The following is a 23,702-nucleotide window of genomic DNA, read 5'->3' as shown; positions in this document are numbered from 1 at the left end:
GCTGTTATCTGGCCGGGAGCCGTGGATGTCCTTGCTTCACCTGTCATCGCTGGCGGAGATTAGCGCCGCCGCGTGGGATGCATTGTTACCTGACGATCAACCGTTTTTACGCCACGCTTTTCTGCTGACGCTGGAAGAGAGCGGCAGCGTGCGGCCGGAAAGTGGCTGGCAGCCGGATCACCTTATCTGGCGCGAACAGGGTGAAGTGCGTGCCGCGCTGCCGGGCTATCGCAAACGCAATTCGTGGGGCGAATATGTGTTCGATCACGCCTGGGCCGATGCCTGCCAGCGGGCGGGTATTCCTTATTATCCCAAATGGCTGGGGGCGATTCCGTTCAGCCCGGTGACCGGTGCGCGCCTGCTGGGCGATGCCGCCCCATTAATCGCACAGTTACCGGATTACCTGCATCAGCACGGTCTGAGCAGCGCCCATATCAACTTCACCACGCCGCACGCCAATGCCTTGCTCGAACAGGCCCCGGACTGGCTGGCACGTCTTGGCATTCAGTATCACTGGCACAACCGGGGCTACCGGGATTTCCAGGATTTTCTCGATACCCTGATGTCGCGTAAACGTAAACAGCTACGCAAAGAACGCGAGCAGGTGGCGAGTAACGGCTTTGCTTTTGACTGGTATCGTGGCGATCAACTGCGTGAAGATCAGTGGGATTTTATTTATACCTGCTACGCCAATACCTATGCGGTACGCGGTCAGCGTCCCTACCTGACGCGGGATTTTTTCAGCCTGCTGGCCGAACGGATGCCGCACAGCATCCGGGTGTGCATCGCTTCGCTGCAACGACAGCAGGCAGCGATGGCGTTCTGCCTGGTGGATGGTGAGACGTTGTATGGCCGCTACTGGGGCTGCCTGGCGGAGTTTGACCGGCTGCACTTCGAAACCTGTTTTTATCAGGGAATGGACTACGCGATGGCCGAGGGGCTAGCGCGCTTTGATGCGGGTGCGCAGGGCGAACACAAACTGGTGCGAGGTTTCGAGCCGCAGATCACCCACTCGTGGCATTATCTCAGCCATGCGGGGTTACGGGCGGCGGTGGACGATTTTCTGCAACAGGAGCGGGCAGGGATACGCGCCTGGGAGGTTGAGGCGCGCGACGCCCTGCCGTATCGACGCGGCGATTAATCCACGCCGACAAAACCTCCGGTCTGATGCTGCCACAGGCGCGCGTACAAACCGTTGTGCGCCAGCAGCTCGCGGTGATTACCCATCTCGACAATTTGCCCCTGCTCCAGCACCACCAGACGATCCATTTTGGCAATGGTGGAGAGACGATGGGCGATGGCAATCACCGTTTTGCCCTGCATCAGCGTTTCCAGGCTCTCCTGAATGGCCGCTTCGACTTCCGAATCCAACGCCGAGGTGGCCTCATCCATGATCAGAATCGGCGCATCTTTCAGCAGCACGCGAGCGATGGCGATACGCTGGCGTTGCCCTCCCGACAGCTTCACGCCACGTTCGCCGACGTGCGCATCCAGCCCGGTGCGGCCCTGCGGGTCAGACAGCAGCGGAATAAACTCGTCGGCACGCGCACGACGAATCGCCTGCATCAGCTCCGCTTCGGTGGCATCCGGACGACCATATAACAGGTTTTCACGAATCGAACGGTGCAGCAGTGAGGTGTCCTGGGTGATCATGCCAATCTGACCACGCAGGCTTTCCTGAGTGACGTTGGCGATGTTCTGGTCGTCAATCAAGATGCGGCCACCGTTCAGGTCATACAGCCGCAGCAGCAAATTCACCATCGTCGATTTACCGGCACCGGACGGGCCGATCAGACCAATTTTCTCCCCCGGCTTGATGTTAAGGTTGAGGCGATTGATCACCTGACGACCGCCGCCGTAATCGAAGCGCACATCCTCAAAACGGATCTGGCCGCGCGTCACCTGCATCTGCTGTGCGGCGGGCGCGTCCTGCACGCTGAGCGGCTGGGAAATGGTGTTCAACCCATCCTGCACCATGCCGATATTTTCGAAGATGCCGTTCACCACCCACATGATCCAGCCGGACATGTTTACCAGGCGAATCACCAGGCCGGTTGCCAGCGCAATCGCGCCGACGCTAATCAGCGACTGGCTCCATAACCACAGCGCCAGACCGGACGTGCTGACGATCAGCATGCCGTTCAGGGTCGACAGCGTGATATCCATGCTGGTGACCATGCGGCTGGCGTGCTGGGTTTTGTCGGTTTGCTCCTGAATCGCTTCGCGCGCATAACGTTTTTCCAGATCGTTATGGGCGAACAGCTTGATGGTGGCGATATTGGTGTAGCCATCGACAATGGTGCCCATCAGCTTCGAGCGCGCCTCGGAAGACACCACCGAACGCTGTTTCACGCGCGGCACAAAGAAACGCAACGACAGGCTATAGGCGACCAGCCAGATAATCAGCGGGATCATCAGCCGCCAGTCGGCCTCGGCAAACAGCACCAGCGAGGTGATGGCGTAGATCAAAACGTGCCAGATGGCATCCACCAGTTGCACCGCCGAATCACGCAGCGAGTTACCGGTCTGCATAATGCGTTGCGCGATACGTCCGGCAAAATCGTTCTGGAAAAAGTTCAGGCTCTGGCGCAGCACGTAGTTATGATTTTGCCAGCGGATCAGGCTGGTCATGCTGGGGCTGATGCTTTGATGCACCAGCAGATCGTGCAAGGCAATCACGATGGGGCGGAAAATTAGCGCCACCGCCGCCATCCACAGCAAAATCTGCCAGTTATCAGTAAACAACGTCGCCGGAGTCGAGTGGTTAACCAGATCGATAATGCGACTGAGGTAGCTGAACAGCGCCACTTCAATCAGCGCCTGCACCAGCCCGACAATCAGCAGGGCGAGAAAACTCGGCCAGACCTGACGCAGATAGTAGAGATAAAACGGCCAGACAGTGGAAGGGGGAGAATCCGTTGGTGCATCCTGGAAAATATTGATAAAACGTTCAAAACGGCGATACAGCATAGCGTCACTCTTTCCGTCTCATTGAATCATTCAGCTTAGTGTAATTTCCAGGAGAATAGCGATATGGATTTGATTATCCGTGGCCGTGAACCGCGTGATGCGGCGGCATACCAAAGGTTGTTTAGCCAACCGGCGGTTTATGAATGGACCACGCAGCTACCCTTTCCCAGCGTTGCTACCTGGGAGAAAAAATTTGAGAAAATGGATGCGGAAGGCTTCATTGCGTTTGTGGCGGAAATCGACGGCAACCTGGTGGGGGAGCTGACGTTGTTTGTTGAACATCGGCCCCGCACCCGCCACAGCATCAGCTTTGGCATCAGCGTTGACCCGGCATTCAGTGGGCGCGGTATTGGTGAAAAACTGATCCGTACCGGCATGGATTATGCCTTTAACTGGCTGGGCGTGCAGCGTATGGAGTTGGAGGCGTTTCACGATAATCACCGCGCGCTGCGCTTGTACCAGCGTCTCGGTTTTCAGCACGAAGGGGTGCGGCGCAAAGCCTGCCTGCGAAATGGCGAGTACCACGATATCGTGGTGATGTCGGTATTGCGGGAAGAGTGGGCGCAATGAATTGCGCCGCTACCGCTCACACCGGTCCGTAGCGGCGCGATTTATCGCGCGGATTTTTCCCACAGCGCGCACGAAATTGCGCAATGCATTGCGCCGCTACCGCTCACACCGATCCGTAGCGGCGCGATTTATCGCGCGGATTTTTCCCACAGCGCGCACGAGATTGCGCAATGCATTGCGCCGCTACCGCTCACACCGATCCGTAGCGGCGCGATTTATCGCGCGGATTTTTCCCACAGCGCGCACGAAATTGCGCAATGAATTGCGCCGCTACCGCTCACACCGATCCGTAGCGGCGCGATTTATCGCGCGGATTTTTCCCACAGCACGCACGAAATTGCGCAATGAATTGCGCCGCTACCGCTCACACCGATCCGTAGCGGCGCGATTTATCGCGCGGATTTTTCCCACAGCACGCACGAAATTGCGCAATGCATTGCGCCGCTACCGATCACACCGGTCCGTAGCAACGCGATTTATTGCGCGGATTTTTCCCACAGCGCACACGAAATTGCGCAATGAATTGCGCCGCTACCGATCACACCGGTCCGTAGCAACGCGATTTATTGCGCGGATTTTTCCCACAGCGCACACGAAATTGCGCAATGAATTGCGCCGCTACCGCTCACACCGATCCGTAGCGGCGCGATTTATCGCGCGGATTTTTCCCACAGCGCGCACGAAATTGCGCAATGAATTGCGCCGCTACCGCTCACACCGATCCGTAGCGGCGCGATTTATCGCGCGGATTTTTCCCACAGCGCGCACGAAATTGCGCAATGAATTGCGCCGCTACCGCTCACACCGATCCGTAGCGGCGCGATTTATCGCGCGGATTTTTCCCACAGCGCACACGAAATTGCGCAATGAATTGCGCCGCTACCGCTCACACCGGTCCGTAGCGGCGCGATTTATCGCGCGGATTTTCCTACAACGCGCACGAAATTGCGCCGCTACGTAATGTGTTAGCCTGCTCATAGTTGCATCACGAATGATTTTCTTCGACCTGGCGCACACTCCCGGCTTTTGCTGTCGGAAGATTTAGGGTTCTGTGCAGCACCGCACCCTCCTTTGTGGCATCCGCCAAAACGCGTGCGAAATTCCCCGTGCAATTCCCCCATCCGCACAATGACCGCGCCATGTCCGGCTCTCTATATTTTCTCAACAGGGAAATTTAAGCGGTATTCCTGAATACATCATCCGGGGCAGGAGGCTCCCCCTGATTAAGGAATTCACCCCATGTCACAACAAAAAAACGCTGGCCGTACCAGCCATGTCCGTATCTGGGTCCTGATGTTGATCCTGTTTCTTTCCGTCGTGGCCTACGCCGACCGCTCGATCCTGTCGATCTCTGGTTCAGCGATCAAAGAGGAGTTTGGGCTATCGGCGATCCAACTGGGGCTGATCCTCTCCGCCTTTAGCTGGGCCTACGTGATCGGCCAGATTCCCGGAGGATTGTTCCTCGATCGCTTCGGCACCAAAAAGGTTTATGGCGTGACGCTGGCGCTCTGGTCGCTTGCCACCCTTGCGATGGGTTTTGTTGGTGAGTTTTCCAGCGGCATGACGGCGGCGCTGGCGCTGATGTTTGCGTTGCGCTTTGTCCTCGGTCTGATCGAGGCACCCAGCTTTCCGGCCAACGCTCGCGTGGTGATCATGTGGTTCCCCAGCGCGGAACGTGGGCGCGCCTCGTCGCTCTTCAGCTCGGCGCAATATTTTGCCGTGGCGATCTTCTCACCGCTCTCCGGCTGGCTGGTTTCGCGCTATGGCTGGGAGTGGCCGTTCTTTGTGCTGGGCGGCATCGGCGTGCTGGCGGTGTTTGTCTGGGCGGCGTACATGCGCAGCCCGAAACAGCACCCGCAGGTGTCGGAAAACGAACTGCGCCATATCGTGGACGGTGGCGCGCTGGTGGATATCGATGCGGCGCAAACGCTCAAAGCCCGCCCGGCACTGAGCAAAGCGATGTTCAAAAAACTGCTCAGCAACCGGATGCTGTGGTGCGCCTACATCGGTCAGTACTGCATCATCGCGCTGAGTTACTTTTTTATCACCTGGTTCCCGATCTACCTGGTGCAGGCGCGCGGTATGAACATTCTTGATGCCGGGTTTGCCACCATTGCTCCGGCGTTGTTTGGTTTTGCCGGTGGCATCAGCGGGGGCTTCATCTCGGATAAGCTGCTGGCGCGTGGCTGGAGCATCTCCTGGGCGCGTAAAACGCCCTATATCGTCGGCATGCTGATGGCGGCGACGCTGATTCTCGCGGCGGTGATCCCGAGCAACGTCGGCATCATCGCCATCATGTCCTTCGCCTTCTTTGGCAAAGGGGTCGCCGCCGGAGCGGGTACCTGGACGATAGTCAGCGATACCGCGCCGAAAGAAGCGGTGGGCCTGGCCGGCTCGATCTTCAATGGCATCGGCAATATCGCGGGTTTTCTCACGCCGCTGCTGTTCGGCATCATCGTTGGCGTGACCGGTAGCTACAGCATCGGCCTGGTGTTTGTCGGCGCGCACTGCGTGGTCGCTGCCTTGCTGTTCTGGCTGGTGATGGGACCGATCGAACGTGTCGGCGAGGAGCAGGAATCTGGCGTTACATCGTATGAAAAACAGGGGAAAGAAGATGGCATCAACGCAGTTTAAGGTATTGATGAAAGGTCCGTTACTGCCGGTACGCTTGCAGGACAACCTGGATGCGCAGTTTACCACTTACCGCCTGTGGCAGCAGGATGATCAGGCCGCCTGGTTGGCACAGCACGGCGCGGAAATTGACGCGCTGGTTACCAGCGGCAACGCGTTGATGGGCGCCAGCGCCGAGTTGATGGACCAACTGCCCAACCTGAAAGTGATTTGCAGCAACGGTGTGGGCTATGACGCCATCGACATCGCAGCAGCCGAGGCGCGCGGTATCGTGGTGACCAACACTCCTGGTGTGCTCAACGCCTGCGTCGCCGATACCGGCATGGCGCTACTGCTCGATGTAGCACGCCGGATCAGCGCGGCGGATCGTTACACGCGCGCAGGACAATGGCAGAGCCAGGGGCGTTATCCGCTCACCACCAAAGTAGGGGGCAAGGTGTGCGGCATTGTCGGCTTGGGGGGCATTGGCAAAGCGCTGGCGAAGCGCGCCCAGGCCTTTGATATGGATATTCATTACTACAACCCACGTTCACGCCCGGATGTCCCTTATACCCGCCATGATTCGTTGTTGTCGCTGGCACAGCGCGCCGACTTTTTGGTGCTGACGCTGCCGGGTGGCGCGGCGACCCATCATCTGGTGGATGCCGGGGTACTGCGTGCGCTCGGACCCAAAGGCTTTCTTATCAACATCGCACGCGGCAGCGTGGTGGATGAACAGGCGCTGATCGCCGCGCTGCAAGCCGGTGAAATCGCCGGGGCCGGGCTGGACGTGTTTGAACAGGAACCCGCCGTTCCCGCGGCGCTGCGCCAGCGTGATGATGTGGTCATCACTCCGCATCTCGCCAGCAGCACCGAGGAGACGATGGCGGCGATGGCAGATTTGGTATTTGAAAATCTGCTGGCCTTTGCACAAGGCGAAGCGGTGCTGACCAGGGTGGTTTGACCGAAGTAGCGGCGCGATTTATCGCGCAACATGCACGGATTTGCGCAATAAATTGCGCCGCTACGGTATGTGCCAAAACCTCCCGGCATCACTGACTTTATCGCGCTACTCCGCAGATCGCACAAAACCGCCTGAAGATATTTTGTTCAGTTGCCGATATCTCTCTACCATCCACTGATATTAAGGAGAGATATCGTGATAAAGCTGATAACCGTTGACGAACTGCGGCCGGGGATGTTTGTCCACAAACTGGAGGTGTGGTGGATCAAAGACAAACGCATTCGCAACCAGATGCTGATCACTGATAAACGCCAGATCGCCTGGATCCGTAATGAAGGGATCCTTGAAGTCTGGATCGATCTTGATAAATCGGTGCAGGCACCACAGAAGCCACCTGAACCGAAAAAAGAAATTCCGCAAACGCCGTTTTTTCACGAAATTGACCAGGCGCAGGCGATCTTTATCCAGGGTAAACCCCAGGTGCTGGCAATGTTCAACGAAGCGCGCCTTGGGCAGGGCCTCGACCTCAACTATACCCTGAACCTGGTGGACGAAATCGCCGGATCGCTGACGCGTGAACCCACCGCGTTACTCAGTATGGCGCGCTTGAAAAACCATGACGACTACACCTATCTGCACTCGATGGCGGTATGTGGTTTGATGATTTCGCTCGGTAAAAAACTCGGGCTGGATGAACAACAGCAGCGGCGCGTAGGCATGGGCGGATTGCTGCATGATGTCGGCAAGGCGGCGGTGCCGCTGGAGATTCTCAACAAACCTGGCAGGCTCACCCCGGAAGAGATGGCGATCATGCGCCAACATCCGATTGTCGGCGCGCAGATGCTGATGGAAGCCGACGCGGATGAGGATTTACTGGATATTACGCTCCATCATCATGAAAAAATGGATGGCAGCGGCTATCCGCACGGCCTGAAAGGGGAAGAGATCAGCCTTTTTTCACGTATGGCAGCGGTGTGCGACGTGTACGATGCCGTGACCTCCGATCGCCCCTACCGTAAAGGCTGGACCCCGGCTGAAGCGATGCACAACATGCTGAGCTGGCGTGGCCACTTCGATATCAAATTGCTGCAAACCTTTGTGCGTTCCATTGGTATCTATCCGGTGGGATCGCTGGTGCGGCTGGCCTCCGGGCGGGTAGCGCTGGTGGTACAAGCCGGTGAGCAATCGCTCTTGAAGCCGAAAGTGCATGTCTTCTGGTCGCTGCATGCGCAGCGGGAAATCAAACCAGAAGAGCTTGATCTCGGCGACAGCTTTTGTACCGACAGCATCACCGGTGCCGAAGACAGCAGCATGTGGCATAACATCGATCTCAATCGTATCTGGGCGCTGGAAAGCGCCTGATTTTCGACCATTTTTATACTTTTTTTACGCCCGCCAATCGCCTTTTTACCTCTTCTTTATATCGCCGCGCGCATGCTTGCAGCACAACCAAATCCTCTGGAGGTCGCTGTGAGTGTGGGCGTGATAACCGGCATCGTGCTGGTGTTTTTATTACTGGGCTATCTGTTTTATGCCCTGCTTAACGCGGAGGCATTCTGATGGCTGCCAATGCATTTCTGCTGATCGCGGTGTTTCTGCTGGTGCTGATGGTGCTGGCGCAGCCGCTTGGACGCGTTCTGGCGCTGATGATTGCCGATAAACCGCTGCTGCCGCGCACCGAGCGCGCGCTGTGGCGGCTGGCGGGTGCTGACGGCGAGGCGATGCGCTGGCCGCATTATCTGCTGGCGATTCTGCTGTTTAACGCGCTGGGCTTTGTCTTGTTGCTGGTGATGCTGATGATGCAGGGCGCATTGCCGCTCAATCCGCAGCACTTGCCGGGGCTGAGCTGGGATTTAGCGCTGAACACCGCCATCAGCTTTGTCACCAACACCAACTGGCAGGCTTACAGCGGTGAAAGCACCATGAGCTACTTCAGCCAGATGGCGGGATTAACGGTGCAAAACTTCCTGTCGGCAGCCACCGGTATCGCCGTAGCGTTTGCGTTGATTCGTGGTTTTGCCAATCGCTCGCTGGCGACCCTGGGTAACGCCTGGCGTGATCTGACCCGTATCACGGTTTATGTGCTGCTCCCCATCAGCCTGCTGATGGCGCTGTTCTTCGTCAGTCAGGGCAGCATTCAGACCTTTGAACCCTATCATGCGATCTCCACGCTGGAAGGGGCGCAGCAAACCTTGTCGCTCGGTCCGGTAGCGTCGCAGGAAGCGATCAAAATGCTCGGCACCAACGGCGGGGGGTTCTTCAACGCTAACTCGGCGCACCCGTTTGAAAACCCCAATGCGCTGACCAACTTCGTGCAGATGCTGAGTATCTTCCTGATCCCGGCGGCGCTGTGTTTCGCGTTTGGTCAGCAGGTGGGCGATCGTCGTCAGGGGCATATGTTGCTGTGGGCGATGACGTTGATGTTTGTGCTGGCGGTGGTCACGGTGATGTGGGCTGAGCTGCGCGGTAATCCGCACTTCCTGACGCTGGGAGCTGACAGTGCCATCAACATGGAAGGCAAGGAGACGCGCTTTGGCATCCTCAATTCCAGCCTGTTTGCGGTGATCACTACGGCGGCCTCCTGTGGTGCGGTGAATGCGATGCACGACTCCTTCACCGCGTTGGGCGGCATGGTGCCGATGTGGTTGATTCAACTGGGTGAAGTGGTGTTCGGCGGCGTGGGGGCCGGGTTGTACGGCATGTTGTTGTTCGTGCTGCTGGCGGTGTTTATCGCGGGCCTGATGATTGGCCGTACCCCGGAATTCCTCGGTAAAAAAATCGACGTCTGGGAGATGAAGATGACCGCGCTGGCGATTCTGGTGACGCCGACGTTGGTGTTGATCGGCACGGCGCTGGCGATGATGACCGAAGCGGGCCGGGCCGGTATGGCTAACCCCGGCACCCACGGTTTCAGCGAGGTGCTGTACGCCGTCTCTTCGGCTGCCAACAACAACGGCAGCGCCTTTGCCGGTTTGAGCGCCAACACGCCATTCTGGAACCTGCTGCTGGCGGTCTGCATGTTTGTTGGTCGTTTCGGCATCATCATTCCGGTGATGGCGATTGCCGGTTCGCTGGCGGTGAAAAAAGTGCAACCGGTGGGTAACGGGACACTGCCGACGCACGGCCCGCTGTTTGTCGCCCTGCTGATTGGCACCGTGCTGCTGGTGGGTGCGCTGACTTTCATCCCCGCACTGGCGCTTGGTCCGGTGGCGGAACATCTGCAATTAATTCAGGGATAACGGAATCATGAGTCGTCAACAACTGGCCCTGTTTGATGCGCGACTGACGCGCGTCGCTATGCTGGATGCGGTGAAAAAACTCGATCCACGCGTGCAGTTTCGCAACCCGGTGATGTTTCTGGTGTGGCTCGGTAGCGTGCTGACCAGCGTACTGGCGATCGGCATGGCCGCAGGGCAATTAAACGGTAGCGCCGGTTTTACCGCCGGGGTGGCGGTCTGGCTGTGGTTTACCGTGCTGTTCGCCAACTTCGCGGAAGCGCTGGCGGAAGGGCGAAGCAAAGCCCAGGCCAACAGCCTGAAAGGGGTGAAAAAAAGCGTCGATGCGAAAAAACTGGCGGAGCCGCACTACGGAGCCGCCTGGAAAGCCGCTTCGGCGGATAGCCTGCGCAAAGGCGATGTGGTGCTGGTGGAAGCGGGTGACATCATTCCGTGCGATGGCGAAGTGCTGGAAGGGGGGGCATCGGTGGACGAAAGCGCCATTACCGGCGAATCGGCCCCGGTGATCCGTGAATCCGGCGGTGATTTTGCCTCGGTGACCGGCGGCACGCGCATACTTTCCGACTGGCTGGTGATCCAGTGCAGCGTTAATCCGGGGGAAACCTTCCTCGACCGCATGATCGCTATGGTGGAAGGTGCCAAACGCCGTAAAACCCCGAATGAAATTGCGCTGACCATTCTCCTGGTGTCGCTCACCATCGTGTTCCTGCTGGCGACCGTAACCTTGTGGCCATTCTCTGCCTGGGGCGGTACGCCGGTCAGCATCACCGTGCTGGTCGCGCTGCTGGTGTGCCTGATCCCCACCACCATCGGTGGCTTATTGTCGGCAATCGGCGTGGCGGGAATGAGCCGTATGCTCGGCGCGAATGTTATCGCCACCAGTGGCCGTGCGGTGGAAGCGGCGGGTGACGTTGATGTGTTGATGCTGGACAAAACCGGCACCATCACCCTCGGCAACCGTCAGGCGACGCAGTTCCTGCCAGCGCCCGGCGTCAGCGAACAGCAACTGGCCGATGCAGCGCAACTGGCCTCGCTGGCCGATGAGACGCCGGAAGGGCGCAGCATTGTGGTACTGGCAAAGCAGAAGTTTAACCTGCGTGAGCGTGACCTCAGCAGCATGGGGGCCAGCTTTATCCCGTTCTCAGCGCAAACGCGTATGAGCGGCGTGAACGTGCAGGATCGCCTGATTCGTAAAGGGGCGGTGGATGCGGTGCGCCGCCATATCGAAGCCAGCAATGGCCGCTTCCCGGCGGAGGTGAATGCCGCGGTGGAAGAGGTGGCGCGTGCCGGTGGGACACCGCTGGTGGTGGCGGAAGGCGCTCAGGTGCTGGGCGTGGTGGCGCTGAAAGATATCGTAAAAGGTGGCATCAAAGAGCGTTTTGCCGAACTGCGCAAAATGGGCATCAAGACCGTGATGATCACCGGTGATAACCCGTTAACCGCTGCCGCGATTGCGGCTGAAGCGGGCGTGGACGATTTTCTCTCGGAAGCGACCCCGGAAGCCAAGCTGGCGCTGATTCGCCAGTATCAGGCGGAAGGGCGGCTGGTGGCGATGACTGGCGATGGCACCAACGATGCCCCGGCACTGGCGCAGGCTGACGTCGCGGTGGCGATGAACTCCGGCACCCAGGCGGCGAAAGAGGCGGGGAATATGGTCGATCTCGACTCCAACCCGACCAAGCTGCTGGAGGTGGTGCACATCGGGAAACAGATGCTGATGACACGCGGCTCACTGACCACCTTCAGTATCGCCAACGACGTGGCGAAATATTTCGCCATCATCCCGGCAGCGTTTGCCACCACCTATCCGCAGCTCAACATGCTGAATGTGATGCAGCTGCACTCCCCCAACTCCGCCATTTTGTCTGCGGTAATTTTTAACGCGCTGGTGATTGTATTCCTGATCCCGCTGGCCCTGAAAGGGGTGAGCTACCGCCCGCTGAGTGCCGCTGCGTTGCTGCGCCGCAACCTGTGGATTTACGGGGTGGGTGGGCTGGTGGTGCCGTTTATCGGCATCAAAGCGATTGATGTGTTGCTGACCCTGTTGGGCTTGGCGTAAGGAGAAGAGAAATGAGTCAGTTACGTCCGGCTATTGTATTGTTAGTGCTGCTGGCGGTCATCACGGGTGGCGTATATCCGCTACTCACCACCGGCCTGGCGCAATGGTGGTTCCCGACGCAGGCCAATGGTTCGCTGCTGGAGCAGAATGGTGAGGTGCGAGGTTCTGCCATGATTGGTCAGGCATTCAGCCAGCCCGGTCATTTCTGGGGCCGCCCGTCGGCCACTGGCGACAGCGCCTATAATCCGCTGGCTTCCAGTGGCAGCAATCTGGCAGGCAACAACCCGGCGCTGGATAAAGCGGTGGCGGAGCGCGTCGCGGCGCTGCGTGCCGCCAATCCACAGGCCCCGACGGCGGTTCCGGTTGATCTGGTGACCGCTTCGGCCAGCGGCCTCGACCCGGATATCTCCCCGAAAGCTGCGCTGTGGCAGGCACCGCGCATTGCAGCAGCGCGCCAGATGCCGTTGCAGGAGGTTGAAGCCTTGATTGCACGCCATACTGAACGTCCGTTGCTGCCGTTTACTGGCGAAGAGACGGTGAACGTGCTGCGGTTAAATATGGCACTGGATGCATTAAACAACTAACACCGTAGCGCGCGATTTATCGCGCGGTTTTGTGCACGCGGTGGGAAAAATCTGCGCGATAAATCGCGCCGCTACGGATCGGAGAGATAACGGACTGAACATGAACGACGAACTGCCGCGCCCGGACCCCGATGCGCTGCTGCTGAACCACAGCGATAGCCATCGCGGCAAACTCAAAATCTACTTTGGTGCCTGTGCCGGGGTGGGGAAAACCTACGCCATGCTCCAGGAGGCGCAACGTCTGCGTGCCCAGGGACTGGATGTGCTGGCGGGCGTGGTCGAAACCCACGGCCGTGATGAAACCGCCGCCCTGTTGCAGGGGCTGGCGGTTTTGCCACGTCGCGCCACCGGCCGTTCACGGCACGCGGAGTTCGATCTGGATGCCGCGCTGGCACGCCATCCAGCGGTGATCCTGATGGATGAACTGGCGCACACCAACGTGCAGGGTTCACGCCATCCGAAGCGCTGGCAGGACATTGAAGAGTTGCTCGATGCCGGTATCGATGTGATCACCACTGTCAACGTGCAGCATCTGGAAAGCCTGAACGATGTGGTCGGTGGCGTTACCGGTATTCAGGTGCGCGAAACCGTGCCCGATCCCTTCTTCGATGCCGCGGACGAAGTGGTGCTGGTGGATCTGCCTCCCGATGATCTGCGTCAGCGGCTGAAGGAGGGCAAAGTCTACGTTGGCGACCGCGCCGAACGTGCTATCGAAAACTTCTTCCGTAAAGGCAATCTGTTTGCCCTGCGTGAACTGGCGCTGCGCCGTACCGCTGACCGGGTCGATGACCAGATGCGTGCCTGGCGCGATCAACAGGGACGCGACAAGGTGTGGCACACGCGTGATGCCATTCTGTTGTGCATAGGCGATGACACCGGCAGTGAAAAGCTGGTGCGTACCGCTGCACGGCTGGCGGCACGGCTTGGCAGCGAGTGGCACGCGGTGTACGTGGAAACGCCACGCCTGAATCGCCTGCCGGAAGCGCGTCGCCGCGCCATTCTGCGCACGCTGCAACTGGCGCAGGAGCTGGGGGCGGAAACCGCCACTTTGTCCGATCCCGACGAGGCACGCGCGGTACTGCGCTACGCCCGTGAACACAACCTCGGCAAGATCGTCACCGGCCGCCAGCCACAGCGGCGCTGGCGGCGTGACAGTTTTGCCCAGCGGCTCGGTGAACTGGGGCCAGACCTCGATTTGCTGGTGGTGGCGCTGGATGAACCGGTACGTGATGCCCCTTCGCAGCTAAATGGTCAGCGCGCCAGCGCGGAAAAATGGCGTATGCAGCTCCGCGGCTGCCTGATGGCGCTGGTGTTGTGCATCCTGGTTACCGCCGCAGGTCGCTGGTTGCTGGTTGAGTTTGCCCCGGCCAATGGCGTGATGATCTATCTGCTGGCGGTGGTGATTGTCGCGCTGCGCTTTGGTCGCTGGCCGTCGGTCTTCGCCACGGTGATCAACATCCTCGCCTTTGACCTGTTCTTTGTGGCACCGACCGGCACCGTGGCGGTGTCGGATCTGCAATATCTGGTGACTTTCGGGGTGATGCTGGCGGTGGGGGTGATTGTCGGTAATCTGACGGCAGGTGTGCGTTACCAGGCGAGGGTGGCGCGTTATCGCGAGCAGCGGGCACGCCATCTGTATGAGATGGCGAAGTCGCTTGGCAGCGCGTTGACGCCACAGGATATCGCCAGCACCAGCCAGCGGGTGATTGAGGTGACGCTTCAGGCACGCAGTCTGCTGCTGCTGCCGGATGAGCAGGGCGAGTTGCAGGCGGTGGGGGAAAGCAGCATGGGCACGCCACCGGACCTGGGCATTGCTAAGTGGAGCTACAGCAAAGGGCAACCCGCCGGGGCCGGCACCGATACCTTACCGGCGGTGCCGTACCAGATTCTGCCGCTAAAAAGCGGTAACCACTGCCGTGGCCTGCTGGTGGTGGAGCCAGAGAATTTACGTCAGCTGATGATCCCGGAACAGCAGAGGCTGGTGGAAACCTTCACCGTATTGATCGCCAACGCACTGGAACGGATGGCGCTGTCGCAAAGCGAAGCCGCTTCGCGCCTGGCGGCGGAGCGCGAGCAACTGCGTAACGCGTTGCTGTCGGCGCTGTCGCATGACCTGCGCACGCCGCTGACGGTGTTATTCGGTCAGGCGGAAATGCTGATGCTCGACCTTGCCAGCGAACAGCCGAAATATGTCGCACAGGCAAATCAGATCCGCGAGCAGACGCTAAGTACCATCCGGCTGGTCAGCAACATGCTGGATATGGCGCGCATCCAGTCTGGCGGGTTGAATCTGCGTGAAGAGTGGGTGGCGCTGGATGAGGTGATCGGTGGGGCGCTGAGCAGCATGGGCCCCTCGCTGAAAGGCCATGACTTCACCCTCGATCTGCCTGCTGAGCTGGTGTTGATCAAAGGCGACAGCAGCATGCTGGAGCGGGTGTTTACCAATATCATCGAAAACAGCCTGAAATATGCCGGGAACGCGGCACAGCATGGCATTCGCGCCTGGCGTGAAAATACCCGGCTGGAAATCGCCATTTGGGATAGCGGCCCGGGGATTGCGCCGGATGCCCTGACACGCATCTTTGATAAGTTTGCCCGTGGCGATAAAGAATCGGCCGTGCCGGGCGTGGGTCTCGGACTGGCGATTTGCAAAACCATTGTCGAATCTCACGGTGGACGCATCTGGGCGGAGAACCGTCCCGAAGGCGGCGCTTCGTTCCGGCTCTCGCTGCCGCTGCCGCCGCCTCCTGAAATTTCTGAAGACGGGCTGAAATAACTTCACATTTGTTCGGTTATAATCGCCGGCTTGTCGGTTGATTAATGGGAAATTATGGAACGTTTTACCGAGAACCTGATGTATGCATCGCGCTGGTTGCTGGCACCGGTTTACATCGGACTTTCACTGGGATTGCTGGCGCTAACGATTAAGTTTTTCCAGGAGATTTTTCACCTGTTGCCTGACATCCTCAGCATCGGTGAAAACGACCTGATTCTGCTGCTGCTGTCGCTGGTGGATATGACGCTGGTTGGTGGCCTGCTGGTGATGGTGATGCTGTCCGGTTATGAGAACTTTGTTTCTAAGCTGGATATCGCTGAACACAAAGAGAAGCTGAGCTGGCTCGGCAAGATGGATTCCGGTTCGCTGAAGAATAAAGTGGCGGCGTCGATTGTGGCGATTTCCTCAATTCACCTGCTGCGGGTGTTTATGGAAGCGCGCAACGTCGCCAATGATAAACTGATGTGGTTTGTGATTATCCACCTGACGTTTGTGCTGTCGGCGTTTGTCATGGGTTATCTGGACAATATGTCCAAAGCAGACAAAAAATAATGACGTAGCGGCGCGATTTATCGCGCGTTTTTTCCCGCACCGCGCACGAAATTGCGCGATAAATCGCGCCGCTACCTGCCTGCGGGTTGTGTCCCCGCTAACTGCGGCATCACCTCGCGAATCATGGCAAAAAACTTCTGCAACCTCGCCGGGTAGTAACTGGCCCACGGATAGGTTAGCCATACCGGTAACGGCGGTGCCTGCCACTCTGGCACCAGTTGAATCAAATCGCCGCGCGCCAAATCCTCCTGCACCACCCATGACGACACCACGGCCGCGCCCATGCCCGCCAGTGCGGCTTTGCGAACCGCGTACAGGCTGTCGCTGGCCAGGCGTGGGCTGATTGCCAGATTCACCGGATGCCCGTCGCTCAGGCGTTGGAGCGCTATCTCGCCGTGATAAAAACTGGTGAGTGCCAGCCACGGCAGATGCGGTAACTGTTCAACCTTTTCCACCGGCGGATGCGCGGCCAGTAACGACGGGGCCGCCACGACAAAACGCGGCACCTCCGCCAGCAGAATGGCCACCACTGAAGGGTCGGTCGGCGCACCGACCTGAATGGCACAGTCGACGTTTTCGGCGACAAAATCGGGCGTGCGGTCGTTCAGCATCCACTCCACATTCAGACGCGGATAGCGTTGCAGATAATCCACCAGCGGCGCGACCAACTGATCCTGGCCAAACGCATGTGGCGCTCGCACCCGTAGTGTGCCCACCGGATCATCGCTGGCACCGGTCAACTCATCTTCCAGCGCGTACCAGGTGGCGAGCAGTTGGCGTGCCTGCTGGTAGCAACGCTCGCCGTCATCGGTGAGTTTCAGCGCATGGGTGGTGCGCAGAATCAGCTTTAGCCCCAGCCGCTGCTCCAGCGCCTGCAAACGGCGGCTGATGGTCGGTTGGGTGGTGCCGAGTTGCGCGGCAGCAGCCGACAAGGAGCCGCTCTCCACGATGCGAATAAAGGTTTGCATCAGCTCGATGCGATCAACGCTGGAAAGATTGCTCATACGTACCACGTATAACGGTTTTGCTTTTCATCAGTCTACCGCGTATGGCTGTGACGCGCTTTAATAAACGCACTTTCACGGGGGAACCGAATATGTCTGCCATGACGCAATCATCTGAACAGATCACTGAGTCACTGCCCACACCGCTGGTCTTTACGCTGGCGGCGGGTGCCGGTCTGAGTGTCGCATCGATTTACTACAGCCAGCCGATGCTGGATATCATCAGCAAACAATTTAACGCCAGCATTGGCAGTGTCGGCATGGTGCCGATGCTGACGCAGGCAGGCTATGCGCTGGGCATCCTGCTGCTGGCCCCGCTTGGCGACCGCCACGATCGTCGTACCATCATCCTGATAAAAGGTTTGCTGCTGATGGCGGCGCTGCTGCTGTGTGGTTTCTCCGGCGGCCTGAACGCGCTGCTGATCGCCAGCTTTGTTACCGGCTTAACCGCCACCGTGGCGCAGGATATCGTTCCGGCGTCGGCAGCGCTGGCCCCGGAACGTAGCCGGGGGAAAACCGTGGGTACGGTGATGACCGGGCTGTTGGTCGGCATCCTGCTCTCCAGGGTGGTGAGCGGCGTGGTGGCGGAGTACTTCGGCTGGCGCACCATGTACCTGGTGGCCGCCGCAGCGGTACTGATGATCAGCCTCGCCCTGTGGCGCGTACTGCCACGCTTTACACCGGGCACCTCGGTGAGTTATCCGCGTCTGCTGCTGTCGCTGGCGCATCTGTGGCAGCATCACCAGACGCTGCGCCGTGCCGCACTGGCGCAAGGCTTGCTGTCCGTAGGTTTTAGCGCCTTCTGGTCAACGTTGGCGCTGATGCTGAGCGATCGCTTCCATCTGGATAGCGCAGTGGCAGGTGCCTTTGGCCTGGCGGGTGCCGCCGGTGCGCTGGCCGCACCGCTGGCGGGGAGCTTTGCCGACCGCATTGGTCCGGCCCGTGTGACCCAATATGGTGCCACGCTGGTCATGGTGTCTTTTGCGCTGATGTTCCTGTTGCCGGTGTTGCCGGTATCCGCCCAGCTTGGGTTAATCATCATCAGTACCGTCGGTTTTGACCTCGGCGTACAGGCGACGCTGGTGGCGCATCAGACGCTGGTCTACAGCCTCGCACCGGAAGCGCGTAGCCGTCTTAACGCCCTGATGTTCACCGTGGTGTTTATCGGTATGGCAACCGGTGCCGCGTTGGGTAGTCTGGCGTTGGCGCACTGGGGCTGGACCGGTGTGGTAGCGCTCTCGACCCTGGCGGCGGCGATAAGCCTGATGATTCGTCTGGCGAGCCGTCACCTGAAAAACTGATGTGGCAGGCTGCCTGATGAATTTAGTTGCATGGATGGCAACAGGTGCGCAACATGGGGCATCGCAATTTCTGGCAACTACAGGAGCCTGTTATGAAAGTTTGGTTGCTCGCCCTCATTGGGCTGTCACTGTCGACCAGTGCGCTGGCGGAAGATCCCAACGCAGACGCGGAACAAAACGTCTATGCCAGCCAGTTGTGCCATCTGGTAAGCAGCGAAAAAAGCACCGGAACGATGGACAGTTATGTGACAAAAATGAAGGCGCAAATCGCCAGCGGTCAGTCGGAATTCGATGAAGAGATGGCGCAGGAAGTGATCAGCGGTTGGTTACAGTTGGGCGAGGATGAACGCAGCCAGTTGCGTCATAACCAGCAGCAATGCGAACAGACGGTGATGACGCAATTTCAGCAGGAAGATTAAATCTTTTTCTCGACCGGGGTAGCCCTAAAATTCGCGCCATTTTTGGCGCGTTTTTTATAGCTTTTTTGTACAGATTGCGTACATAATCGCCAGCGTTTGGCATTGGACTTGCATCACCATAACGAGACACAGCCTCAAGGCTGTCCCTTTCCTGACAGTGGCTTCACAGCATGATGATAACGCGTCGCCGCCTTTTGCTGGCAACCGGGGCAACAGTACTTTCGATGACCACAGGCAAACTGTTTGCCCGTGATGACATTATCCCTCTCTGGCCGGAAGATCCGCCCGGCGGCGGAGGCCCATCGGGTTTGCTGCGTGTCAGTGCCAACGGTTCCTGGTCCAACATTGTTTCCCCGGCTATCCAGCGTTTTCGCCCGGAAAATCCCAATGGCGAAGCGGTGCTGATTGCGGCGGGCGGCGGTTATAAATGGATCGGTATGGGGCGCGAGGCCTGGCCCGTAGCGCGCTGGCTCAATGCCAACGGCTACACCGCCTATGTGCTGAGTTACCGCTTACCGGGCGAGAAGTGGCAGGCGGGCCATCTGGCCCCGTTGCAGGATGCGCAGCGCGCGATTCGTCTGGTCCGTTCCTTTGAACGCAAAGTCCATGTGCTGGGATTCTCGGCGGGCGGTCATCTGCTGGGAATGGCGGCGGCTCGCCCTGATTTCGACAGCTATCCGGCGCAGGACCCGCTTGATGAGGTGGTGCCGAAAGTGGACAGCGTCGGCCTGATCTATCCGGTGATCACCCTTGAAGCACCGTATCAGCACACCAACACCCATTTGATGATGGTGGGGAAAAACGCCACCCCGGCGGAAGAGGCCAACTGGTCGGTACAGAACTTTGTTACCCACAACTATCCGCCCACCTTTCTGGCGCAGGCGGAAGATGACCACACCTCTAATCCGTATAACACCGAATTAATGCGTGATACCTGCCGCCGTATGCGCGTGCCAGTGGAGCTGATCGAGCTGAGCAGTGGCGGGCACGGTTTTGGCCTGGGTAAAGCGGGAACGCCAGCGGCACTGTGGGATCAGGCTTATACGCGCTGGCTGGACCATCTGGGCTAAGCTGTGGCTTACGTAAGATTAAAATATTTATCCGGCTGCAACGGTTCCGGCAACGGATCACCGTTCATCGCCTTCAGGTTACGCTCAATCGCCACACAAATGGCGTCCAACGGTAGGTCATTCGGCGCGGTACCAAACGGGTCTTCCAGTTCCTCCGCCAACGATTCCAGCGACAAAAAGGTGTAGGAGATAAACACCGACACCAGTGGCGTCATGGCGTGCAGATCTGACACCAGCGCAAAAGGCAGCAGGGTGCAGAACAGATACACGGTACGGTGCAGAATCAAACTGTAGGCAAAAGGAATCGGCGTGCTGGCGATACGATCGCATCCGCCCAGTATCGTGGAAAGATGATTCAGGTTCTCATCGATGCTTTGCCAGACAATATCCGACACATGACCTTCATGCCGTTGTTGCGCCAGCCACTCCCCCATACACATCAAAATCTGCGTGGTCGCCAGCGGCTGATGTAGCACCGCATTGTGCCAGCGCGGCGGCAGGGTGCGCTGCAAATCCGTCAGCGGGTCCGTGCGGCGAAGTTGATGTTTCAGGCTCAGATTGAAGGCAATTTGCAGATCGGCAAATTCACGCGCCTGATCCAGGCTGAGCGTGCGAATACTTTTTACCTGGCGCAACAGGGAGCGCTGGGTAATCAGCAATGTCCCCCACAGGGTGCGGGCTTCGGTAAAGCGTGCGTAGCTGGCGTTGTTACGAAAGCCAAGGAAGATGGCGATCGACACACCAATCAGGCTAAACGGCGCGGTGGTCAGATGGATACCGAGCGTTTCATACCAGGGAAAACCGAGGATGGCGACAAGCGACATCAGCAGGTTGAGTGACAGACGGAACAGGATGCTGGTGAGCACCGAACCATGCCAGTCAAACAGCCGCAGGAACCAATGCTGGTGGGGGCGAACAATCATTTTTGCGATGGTGAATTTTTGATTTTGTGATCACAGGTTACGCCTGTCTTCACCGACTGATCAACGTTGTTTCGCAGGCTTTTGGCGAGGGGGAGGTTGTTTTTTTCAATTAAATCAATCTTCTAAAATCGTTTTGAACAACTTATAAAATTCTTTCCGTTATCTCTTCAGCACGGCTTTTTTTAAAGTTCATCTCAACGACACAACACACAAAACCTATACCGCTGAGGAATTTACCATGTCTAAACTTGACCTGCTCGACCCGCAAAACTCTACCCTGATCTTCATCGACCACCAGCCGCAGATGGCATTTGGCGTGGCCAATATCGATCGCCAGCAGCTCAAAAATAACACCGTTGCCCTGGCAAAAGCGGGCAAGATTTTCGACGTGCCGGTGATTTACACCTCGGTGGAAACCGAAAGCTTTAGCGGCTACATCTGGCCGGAACTGCTGGCGGTACACCCGGAAGCGAAGCCGATTGAGCGAACCTCAATGAACTCATGGGAAGATGCCAAATTTGTTGCCGCGGTAGAAAAAACCGGACGTAAAAAGCTGATTATCTCTGCGCTGTGGACCGAAGTGTGCCTGACCTTCCCGGCACTGATGGCGCTGAAAGCGGGTTATGAAGTCTATGTGGTGACTGACACCTCAGGCGGCACCAGCGTGGATGCCCACGAACGTTCGGTACAACGGATGGTGCAGGCGGGTGCGGTGCCGGTGACCTGGCAGCAGGTGCTGCTGGAGTACCAGCGCGACTGGTCACGCAAAGAGACCTATGACGCGGTGATGGACCTGGTGCGTGAGCACAGCGGTGCCTACGGTATGGGCGTTGATTATGCCTACACTATGGTGCATAAAGCGCCGCAACGTCAGCTGTAATAGGGCAGATACGTTTTCAGGGCATCGATAAACAGCCGTAGCGCCATCGACTGATGGCGGTTAGGTGGAAACCACAAGGCGATGCCCGCCGACTGCACACGCCACTCGGCCAGCAACTCCACCAGCTGGCCGTTGGCTAATCCTGCGCTGGCGTACGGCAGCGGCAGGTAAGCGATACCTAAACCGCTGATAGCCGCCTGGGCCATCAGCGCGTTACTGTCGAGTGTCAGCGTACCCGGCACATCCATTTCCAGCGACTCCCCCTGCCGTTGATATTCCCAGCGATAGCGTTTGCCACTCGGCAGCCGCTGGCGGATGCACTGGTGCTGCTGTAAATCCTGCGGATGCTGTACCGGCGGATGATCAGCGAGGTAAGCCCCGGCTGCCACGGTAACAAACGTCAGCGGGCCGCCAAGCGGCACTGCCACCATATCCTGCGGCACGTCTTCAATCAGCCGAATGCCGGCATCAAAACCCTGCGCGGTGATATCCACCAGTGCACCCTGCGCGGCGAGGTCCAGTTCTATTTGCGGATATTGGACGCTGAACGCCGGAATAACATGCGTTAGCAGTAAGCCAATTGCCGCATCGCTGGCGCTGAGCGCTGACGTCAAACAGCACCTCGTCCATCTCATTCAATAGCGGCGTCAGCCGACTGAGTAACCGTTGACCGGCCTCGGTCAGTGCCACGCTCCGCGTGGTGCGCTGAAACAACTGCACACCCAGATTGTGTTCCAACCCTTTTACCAGATGGCTGAGTGAGGAACGTTTTAGCCCGAGCATTTCGGCGGCGCGGCGAAAGCTGCGCTGCTCCGCCAGCGTTCTGATGGCTTGCAGTTCATGCCACGAAGGTCTTCTCATTGGTGGTTTTTCCTCACCAGGTCATGCGCGATTAGGGAGACGATAACCACCAGTAAAGCGATCTACCATCAGGTTTTCAACAGGAGGAAACAAAGATGAAAACCTGGTTAATTACCGGTGCCAGCAATGGGCTGGGTCGTTTGATGAGTGAACGCTTACTTGCGCGTGGTGATGTTGTGATTGCCTGCGTTCGTCGGGTGGCGGCGATGGCTGACCTGCAACAACGCTACGCTGAACGTTTGCAGGTTATCGCGTTGGATCTGGCGCAGACCGCCACCATTGCACCCGCCATCACGCAAGCTTTTGCCAGCGCCGGGCGCATTGATGTGGTGGTGAGCAACGCCGCTTACGGCCTGTTTGGTGCCGCCGAGGAGCTGAGTGATGCGCAAATTGAACGGCAAATTGCCACCAACCTCACCGGCTCAATTCAGCTGATTCGTGCAGCGATTCCGCTGCTGCGTCAGCAGGGCGGCGGTCGCATTGCCCAATTGTCGTCGGAAGGCGGCCAGGTGGCTTATCCCAACTTCAGCCTGTATCACGCCACCAAATGGGGCATTGAGGGTTTTGTTGAGGCGGTACGCCAGGAGGTCGTGAGCTTTGGCATCGACTTTTTGTTGGTGGAACCTGGCCCGACAGCGACCAACTTTGGTGCCGGACTGGATGTGGCTACGGCGCTGGAATGCTATCGCGCTACCGCCTCGGGCGAGCTGCGACGCAGGTTGCAGTCAGGGGAGTTTGCCATCCTCGGTGATGCAGAAAAATGTGTGACAGCGATGATCGCCACCCTGGAACAGCCGCAGATGCCGTTGCGACTGGCACTTGGCAGCACCGCTTATCAGCACATTGATATGGCCTTACAAAATCGTCTGGCGGAGTTGCATACGCAAAAAGCACTGGCCTATGGCGCGGATGCCTGAGCAGAC

The 23,702-nt window shown here is 58.3% G+C and carries 20 protein-coding genes and 1 pseudogene; 16 read left to right on the top strand and 5 right to left on the bottom strand.

Going from position 1 to position 23,702, the window contains the following annotated elements:
* Nucleotides 1-25 precede the first annotated feature (25 nt).
* On the top strand, nucleotides 26-1,141 hold the full coding sequence (locus CTZ24_RS19205) for a GNAT family N-acetyltransferase (RefSeq protein ID WP_208724364.1): 1,116 nt from the start codon (nucleotides 26-28) through the stop codon (nucleotides 1,139-1,141).
* Here the strand turns inward: CTZ24_RS19205 and CTZ24_RS19200 are convergent.
* Nucleotides 1,138-2,970, bottom strand: coding sequence for an ABC transporter ATP-binding protein (locus CTZ24_RS19200; RefSeq protein ID WP_208724363.1), 1,833 nt, complete (start codon nucleotides 2,968-2,970; stop codon nucleotides 1,138-1,140). The genes CTZ24_RS19205 and CTZ24_RS19200 overlap by 4 nt on opposite strands.
* Before the next feature lie 63 nt (nucleotides 2,971-3,033).
* Between CTZ24_RS19200 and CTZ24_RS19195 the strand changes: the two genes are divergently transcribed.
* The 10 genes from CTZ24_RS19195 (at nucleotide 3,034) to CTZ24_RS19150 (ending at nucleotide 16,321) form a co-directional block, all read left to right on the top strand.
* Complete coding sequence (locus tag CTZ24_RS19195) at nucleotides 3,034-3,540, top strand: GNAT family N-acetyltransferase (RefSeq protein ID WP_021184937.1); 507 nt, start codon at nucleotides 3,034-3,036, stop codon at nucleotides 3,538-3,540.
* A gap of 1,239 nt (nucleotides 3,541-4,779) precedes the next feature.
* Nucleotides 4,780-6,174, top strand: coding sequence for an MFS transporter (locus CTZ24_RS19190; RefSeq protein WP_208724362.1), 1,395 nt, complete (start codon nucleotides 4,780-4,782; stop codon nucleotides 6,172-6,174).
* Nucleotides 6,155-7,114 (top strand): 2-hydroxyacid dehydrogenase, encoded by a 960-nt coding sequence (locus tag CTZ24_RS19185; RefSeq protein ID WP_208724361.1) that lies wholly within the window; start codon nucleotides 6,155-6,157, stop codon nucleotides 7,112-7,114. The genes CTZ24_RS19190 and CTZ24_RS19185 overlap by 20 nt, the downstream gene beginning before the upstream one ends.
* A 195-nt stretch (nucleotides 7,115-7,309) precedes the next feature.
* Nucleotides 7,310-8,476, top strand: coding sequence for an HD-GYP domain-containing protein (locus CTZ24_RS19180; RefSeq protein ID WP_208724360.1), 1,167 nt, complete (start codon nucleotides 7,310-7,312; stop codon nucleotides 8,474-8,476).
* Nucleotides 8,477-8,584: 108 nt separating this feature from the next.
* Nucleotides 8,585-8,674: a K(+)-transporting ATPase subunit F gene (gene kdpF / locus CTZ24_RS19175; RefSeq protein ID WP_071783594.1), complete on the top strand. Its 90-nt coding sequence runs from the start codon at nucleotides 8,585-8,587 to the stop codon at nucleotides 8,672-8,674.
* The gene (kdpA, locus tag CTZ24_RS19170) at nucleotides 8,674-10,353 is read left to right on the top strand and encodes a potassium-transporting ATPase subunit KdpA (RefSeq protein ID WP_208724359.1); all 1,680 of its coding nucleotides are present in this window, start codon (nucleotides 8,674-8,676) and stop codon (nucleotides 10,351-10,353) included. Before kdpF ends, kdpA begins: the two co-directional genes overlap by 1 nt.
* A 7-nt stretch (nucleotides 10,354-10,360) precedes the next feature.
* Nucleotides 10,361-12,409, top strand: coding sequence for a potassium-transporting ATPase subunit KdpB (kdpB, locus tag CTZ24_RS19165; protein ID WP_208724358.1), 2,049 nt, complete (start codon nucleotides 10,361-10,363; stop codon nucleotides 12,407-12,409).
* An 11-nt stretch (nucleotides 12,410-12,420) separates the two neighbouring features.
* A complete protein-coding gene (kdpC, locus tag CTZ24_RS19160; protein ID WP_021184930.1) occupies nucleotides 12,421-12,993 on the top strand; it encodes a potassium-transporting ATPase subunit KdpC in 573 nt (190 codons plus the stop codon).
* 100 nt (nucleotides 12,994-13,093) lie between these two features.
* Nucleotides 13,094-15,769: a two-component system sensor histidine kinase KdpD gene (kdpD, locus tag CTZ24_RS19155; protein WP_021184929.1), complete on the top strand. Its 2,676-nt coding sequence runs from the start codon at nucleotides 13,094-13,096 to the stop codon at nucleotides 15,767-15,769.
* A gap of 54 nt (nucleotides 15,770-15,823) precedes the next feature.
* Complete coding sequence (locus CTZ24_RS19150) at nucleotides 15,824-16,321, top strand: TIGR00645 family protein (RefSeq protein WP_208724357.1); 498 nt, start codon at nucleotides 15,824-15,826, stop codon at nucleotides 16,319-16,321.
* Between the two features lie 71 nt (nucleotides 16,322-16,392).
* Here CTZ24_RS19150 and CTZ24_RS19145 read toward each other — a convergent pair whose 3' ends face one another.
* On the bottom strand, nucleotides 16,393-17,325 hold the full coding sequence (locus CTZ24_RS19145; RefSeq protein WP_208724356.1) for a LysR family transcriptional regulator: 933 nt from the start codon (nucleotides 17,323-17,325) through the stop codon (nucleotides 16,393-16,395).
* 92 nt (nucleotides 17,326-17,417) lie between these two features.
* Between CTZ24_RS19145 and CTZ24_RS19140 the strand changes: the two genes are divergently transcribed.
* The 3 genes from CTZ24_RS19140 (at nucleotide 17,418) to CTZ24_RS19130 (ending at nucleotide 20,115) form a co-directional block, all read left to right on the top strand.
* Nucleotides 17,418-18,626 (top strand): MFS transporter, encoded by a 1,209-nt coding sequence (locus CTZ24_RS19140; RefSeq protein ID WP_208724355.1) that lies wholly within the window; start codon nucleotides 17,418-17,420, stop codon nucleotides 18,624-18,626.
* A 92-nt stretch (nucleotides 18,627-18,718) separates the two neighbouring features.
* Nucleotides 18,719-19,045 carry a hypothetical protein gene (locus tag CTZ24_RS19135; protein ID WP_021184926.1) on the top strand — a complete coding sequence of 109 codons (327 nt, stop codon included), beginning with the start codon at nucleotides 18,719-18,721 and terminating at the stop codon, nucleotides 19,043-19,045.
* 173 nt (nucleotides 19,046-19,218) lie between these two features.
* Nucleotides 19,219-20,115 carry an alpha/beta hydrolase gene (locus CTZ24_RS19130; RefSeq protein WP_208725596.1) on the top strand — a complete coding sequence of 299 codons (897 nt, stop codon included), beginning with the start codon at nucleotides 19,219-19,221 and terminating at the stop codon, nucleotides 20,113-20,115.
* A gap of 8 nt (nucleotides 20,116-20,123) precedes the next feature.
* On the opposite strand, the gene CTZ24_RS19125 is transcribed toward CTZ24_RS19130, so the two are convergent.
* Nucleotides 20,124-21,038, bottom strand: coding sequence for a bestrophin family protein (locus tag CTZ24_RS19125; protein ID WP_208724354.1), 915 nt, complete (start codon nucleotides 21,036-21,038; stop codon nucleotides 20,124-20,126).
* 238 nt (nucleotides 21,039-21,276) lie between these two features.
* Here CTZ24_RS19125 and CTZ24_RS19120 point away from each other — a divergent pair, with 238 nt between their 5' ends.
* Nucleotides 21,277-21,918, top strand: coding sequence for a hydrolase (locus CTZ24_RS19120; protein WP_021184923.1), 642 nt, complete (start codon nucleotides 21,277-21,279; stop codon nucleotides 21,916-21,918).
* On the opposite strand, the gene CTZ24_RS19115 is transcribed toward CTZ24_RS19120, so the two are convergent.
* Both CTZ24_RS19115 and CTZ24_RS26985 read right to left on the bottom strand, forming a co-directional pair.
* On the bottom strand, nucleotides 21,909-22,532 hold the full coding sequence (locus CTZ24_RS19115; RefSeq protein WP_437180266.1) for a LysR substrate-binding domain-containing protein: 624 nt from the start codon (nucleotides 22,530-22,532) through the stop codon (nucleotides 21,909-21,911). The two genes, CTZ24_RS19120 and CTZ24_RS19115, sit on opposite strands and share 10 nt — an antisense overlap.
* A 112-nt stretch (nucleotides 22,533-22,644) precedes the next feature.
* Nucleotides 22,645-22,779: pseudogene (locus tag CTZ24_RS26985) on the bottom strand (helix-turn-helix domain-containing protein); the annotation flags it as partial.
* A gap of 95 nt (nucleotides 22,780-22,874) precedes the next feature.
* Here CTZ24_RS26985 and CTZ24_RS19110 point away from each other — a divergent pair.
* The gene (locus CTZ24_RS19110) at nucleotides 22,875-23,696 is read left to right on the top strand and encodes an SDR family oxidoreductase (protein WP_208724353.1); all 822 of its coding nucleotides are present in this window, start codon (nucleotides 22,875-22,877) and stop codon (nucleotides 23,694-23,696) included.
* Nucleotides 23,697-23,702 lie beyond the last annotated feature (6 nt).

Origin of the sequence: Pantoea phytobeneficialis, assembly GCF_009728735.1 — a bacterium.
Taxonomy (GTDB): Bacteria; Pseudomonadota; Gammaproteobacteria; order Enterobacterales; family Enterobacteriaceae; genus Pantoea; species Pantoea phytobeneficialis.
Note: the sequence above shows the minus strand (reverse complement) of the source record. Positions and strands in the feature narration are given on the sequence as shown.

What these genes read in the sequence shown, in the direction of transcription:
- CTZ24_RS19205 (WP_208724364.1), top strand. Translation starts at nt 26, where the DNA reads ATGTCCTTGCTTCACCTGTCATCGCTGGCGGAGATTAGCGCCGCCGCG.
- CTZ24_RS19200 (WP_208724363.1), bottom strand. Translation starts at nt 2,970, where the DNA reads ATGCTGTATCGCCGTTTTGAACGTTTTATCAATATTTTCCAGGATGCA.
- CTZ24_RS19195 (WP_021184937.1), top strand. Translation starts at nt 3,034, where the DNA reads ATGGATTTGATTATCCGTGGCCGTGAACCGCGTGATGCGGCGGCATAC.
- CTZ24_RS19190 (WP_208724362.1), top strand. Translation starts at nt 4,780, where the DNA reads ATGTCACAACAAAAAAACGCTGGCCGTACCAGCCATGTCCGTATCTGG.
- CTZ24_RS19185 (WP_208724361.1), top strand. Translation starts at nt 6,155, where the DNA reads ATGGCATCAACGCAGTTTAAGGTATTGATGAAAGGTCCGTTACTGCCG.
- kdpA (WP_208724359.1), top strand. Translation starts at nt 8,674, where the DNA reads ATGGCTGCCAATGCATTTCTGCTGATCGCGGTGTTTCTGCTGGTGCTG.
- kdpB (WP_208724358.1), top strand. Translation starts at nt 10,361, where the DNA reads ATGAGTCGTCAACAACTGGCCCTGTTTGATGCGCGACTGACGCGCGTC.
- kdpC (WP_021184930.1), top strand. Translation starts at nt 12,421, where the DNA reads ATGAGTCAGTTACGTCCGGCTATTGTATTGTTAGTGCTGCTGGCGGTC.
- kdpD (WP_021184929.1), top strand. Translation starts at nt 13,094, where the DNA reads ATGAACGACGAACTGCCGCGCCCGGACCCCGATGCGCTGCTGCTGAAC.
- CTZ24_RS19150 (WP_208724357.1), top strand. Translation starts at nt 15,824, where the DNA reads ATGGAACGTTTTACCGAGAACCTGATGTATGCATCGCGCTGGTTGCTG.
- CTZ24_RS19145 (WP_208724356.1), bottom strand. Translation starts at nt 17,325, where the DNA reads ATGAGCAATCTTTCCAGCGTTGATCGCATCGAGCTGATGCAAACCTTT.
- CTZ24_RS19140 (WP_208724355.1), top strand. Translation starts at nt 17,418, where the DNA reads ATGTCTGCCATGACGCAATCATCTGAACAGATCACTGAGTCACTGCCC.
- CTZ24_RS19135 (WP_021184926.1), top strand. Translation starts at nt 18,719, where the DNA reads ATGAAAGTTTGGTTGCTCGCCCTCATTGGGCTGTCACTGTCGACCAGT.
- CTZ24_RS19130 (WP_208725596.1), top strand. Translation starts at nt 19,219, where the DNA reads ATGATAACGCGTCGCCGCCTTTTGCTGGCAACCGGGGCAACAGTACTT.
- CTZ24_RS19125 (WP_208724354.1), bottom strand. Translation starts at nt 21,038, where the DNA reads ATGATTGTTCGCCCCCACCAGCATTGGTTCCTGCGGCTGTTTGACTGG.
- CTZ24_RS19120 (WP_021184923.1), top strand. Translation starts at nt 21,277, where the DNA reads ATGTCTAAACTTGACCTGCTCGACCCGCAAAACTCTACCCTGATCTTC.
- CTZ24_RS19110 (WP_208724353.1), top strand. Translation starts at nt 22,875, where the DNA reads ATGAAAACCTGGTTAATTACCGGTGCCAGCAATGGGCTGGGTCGTTTG.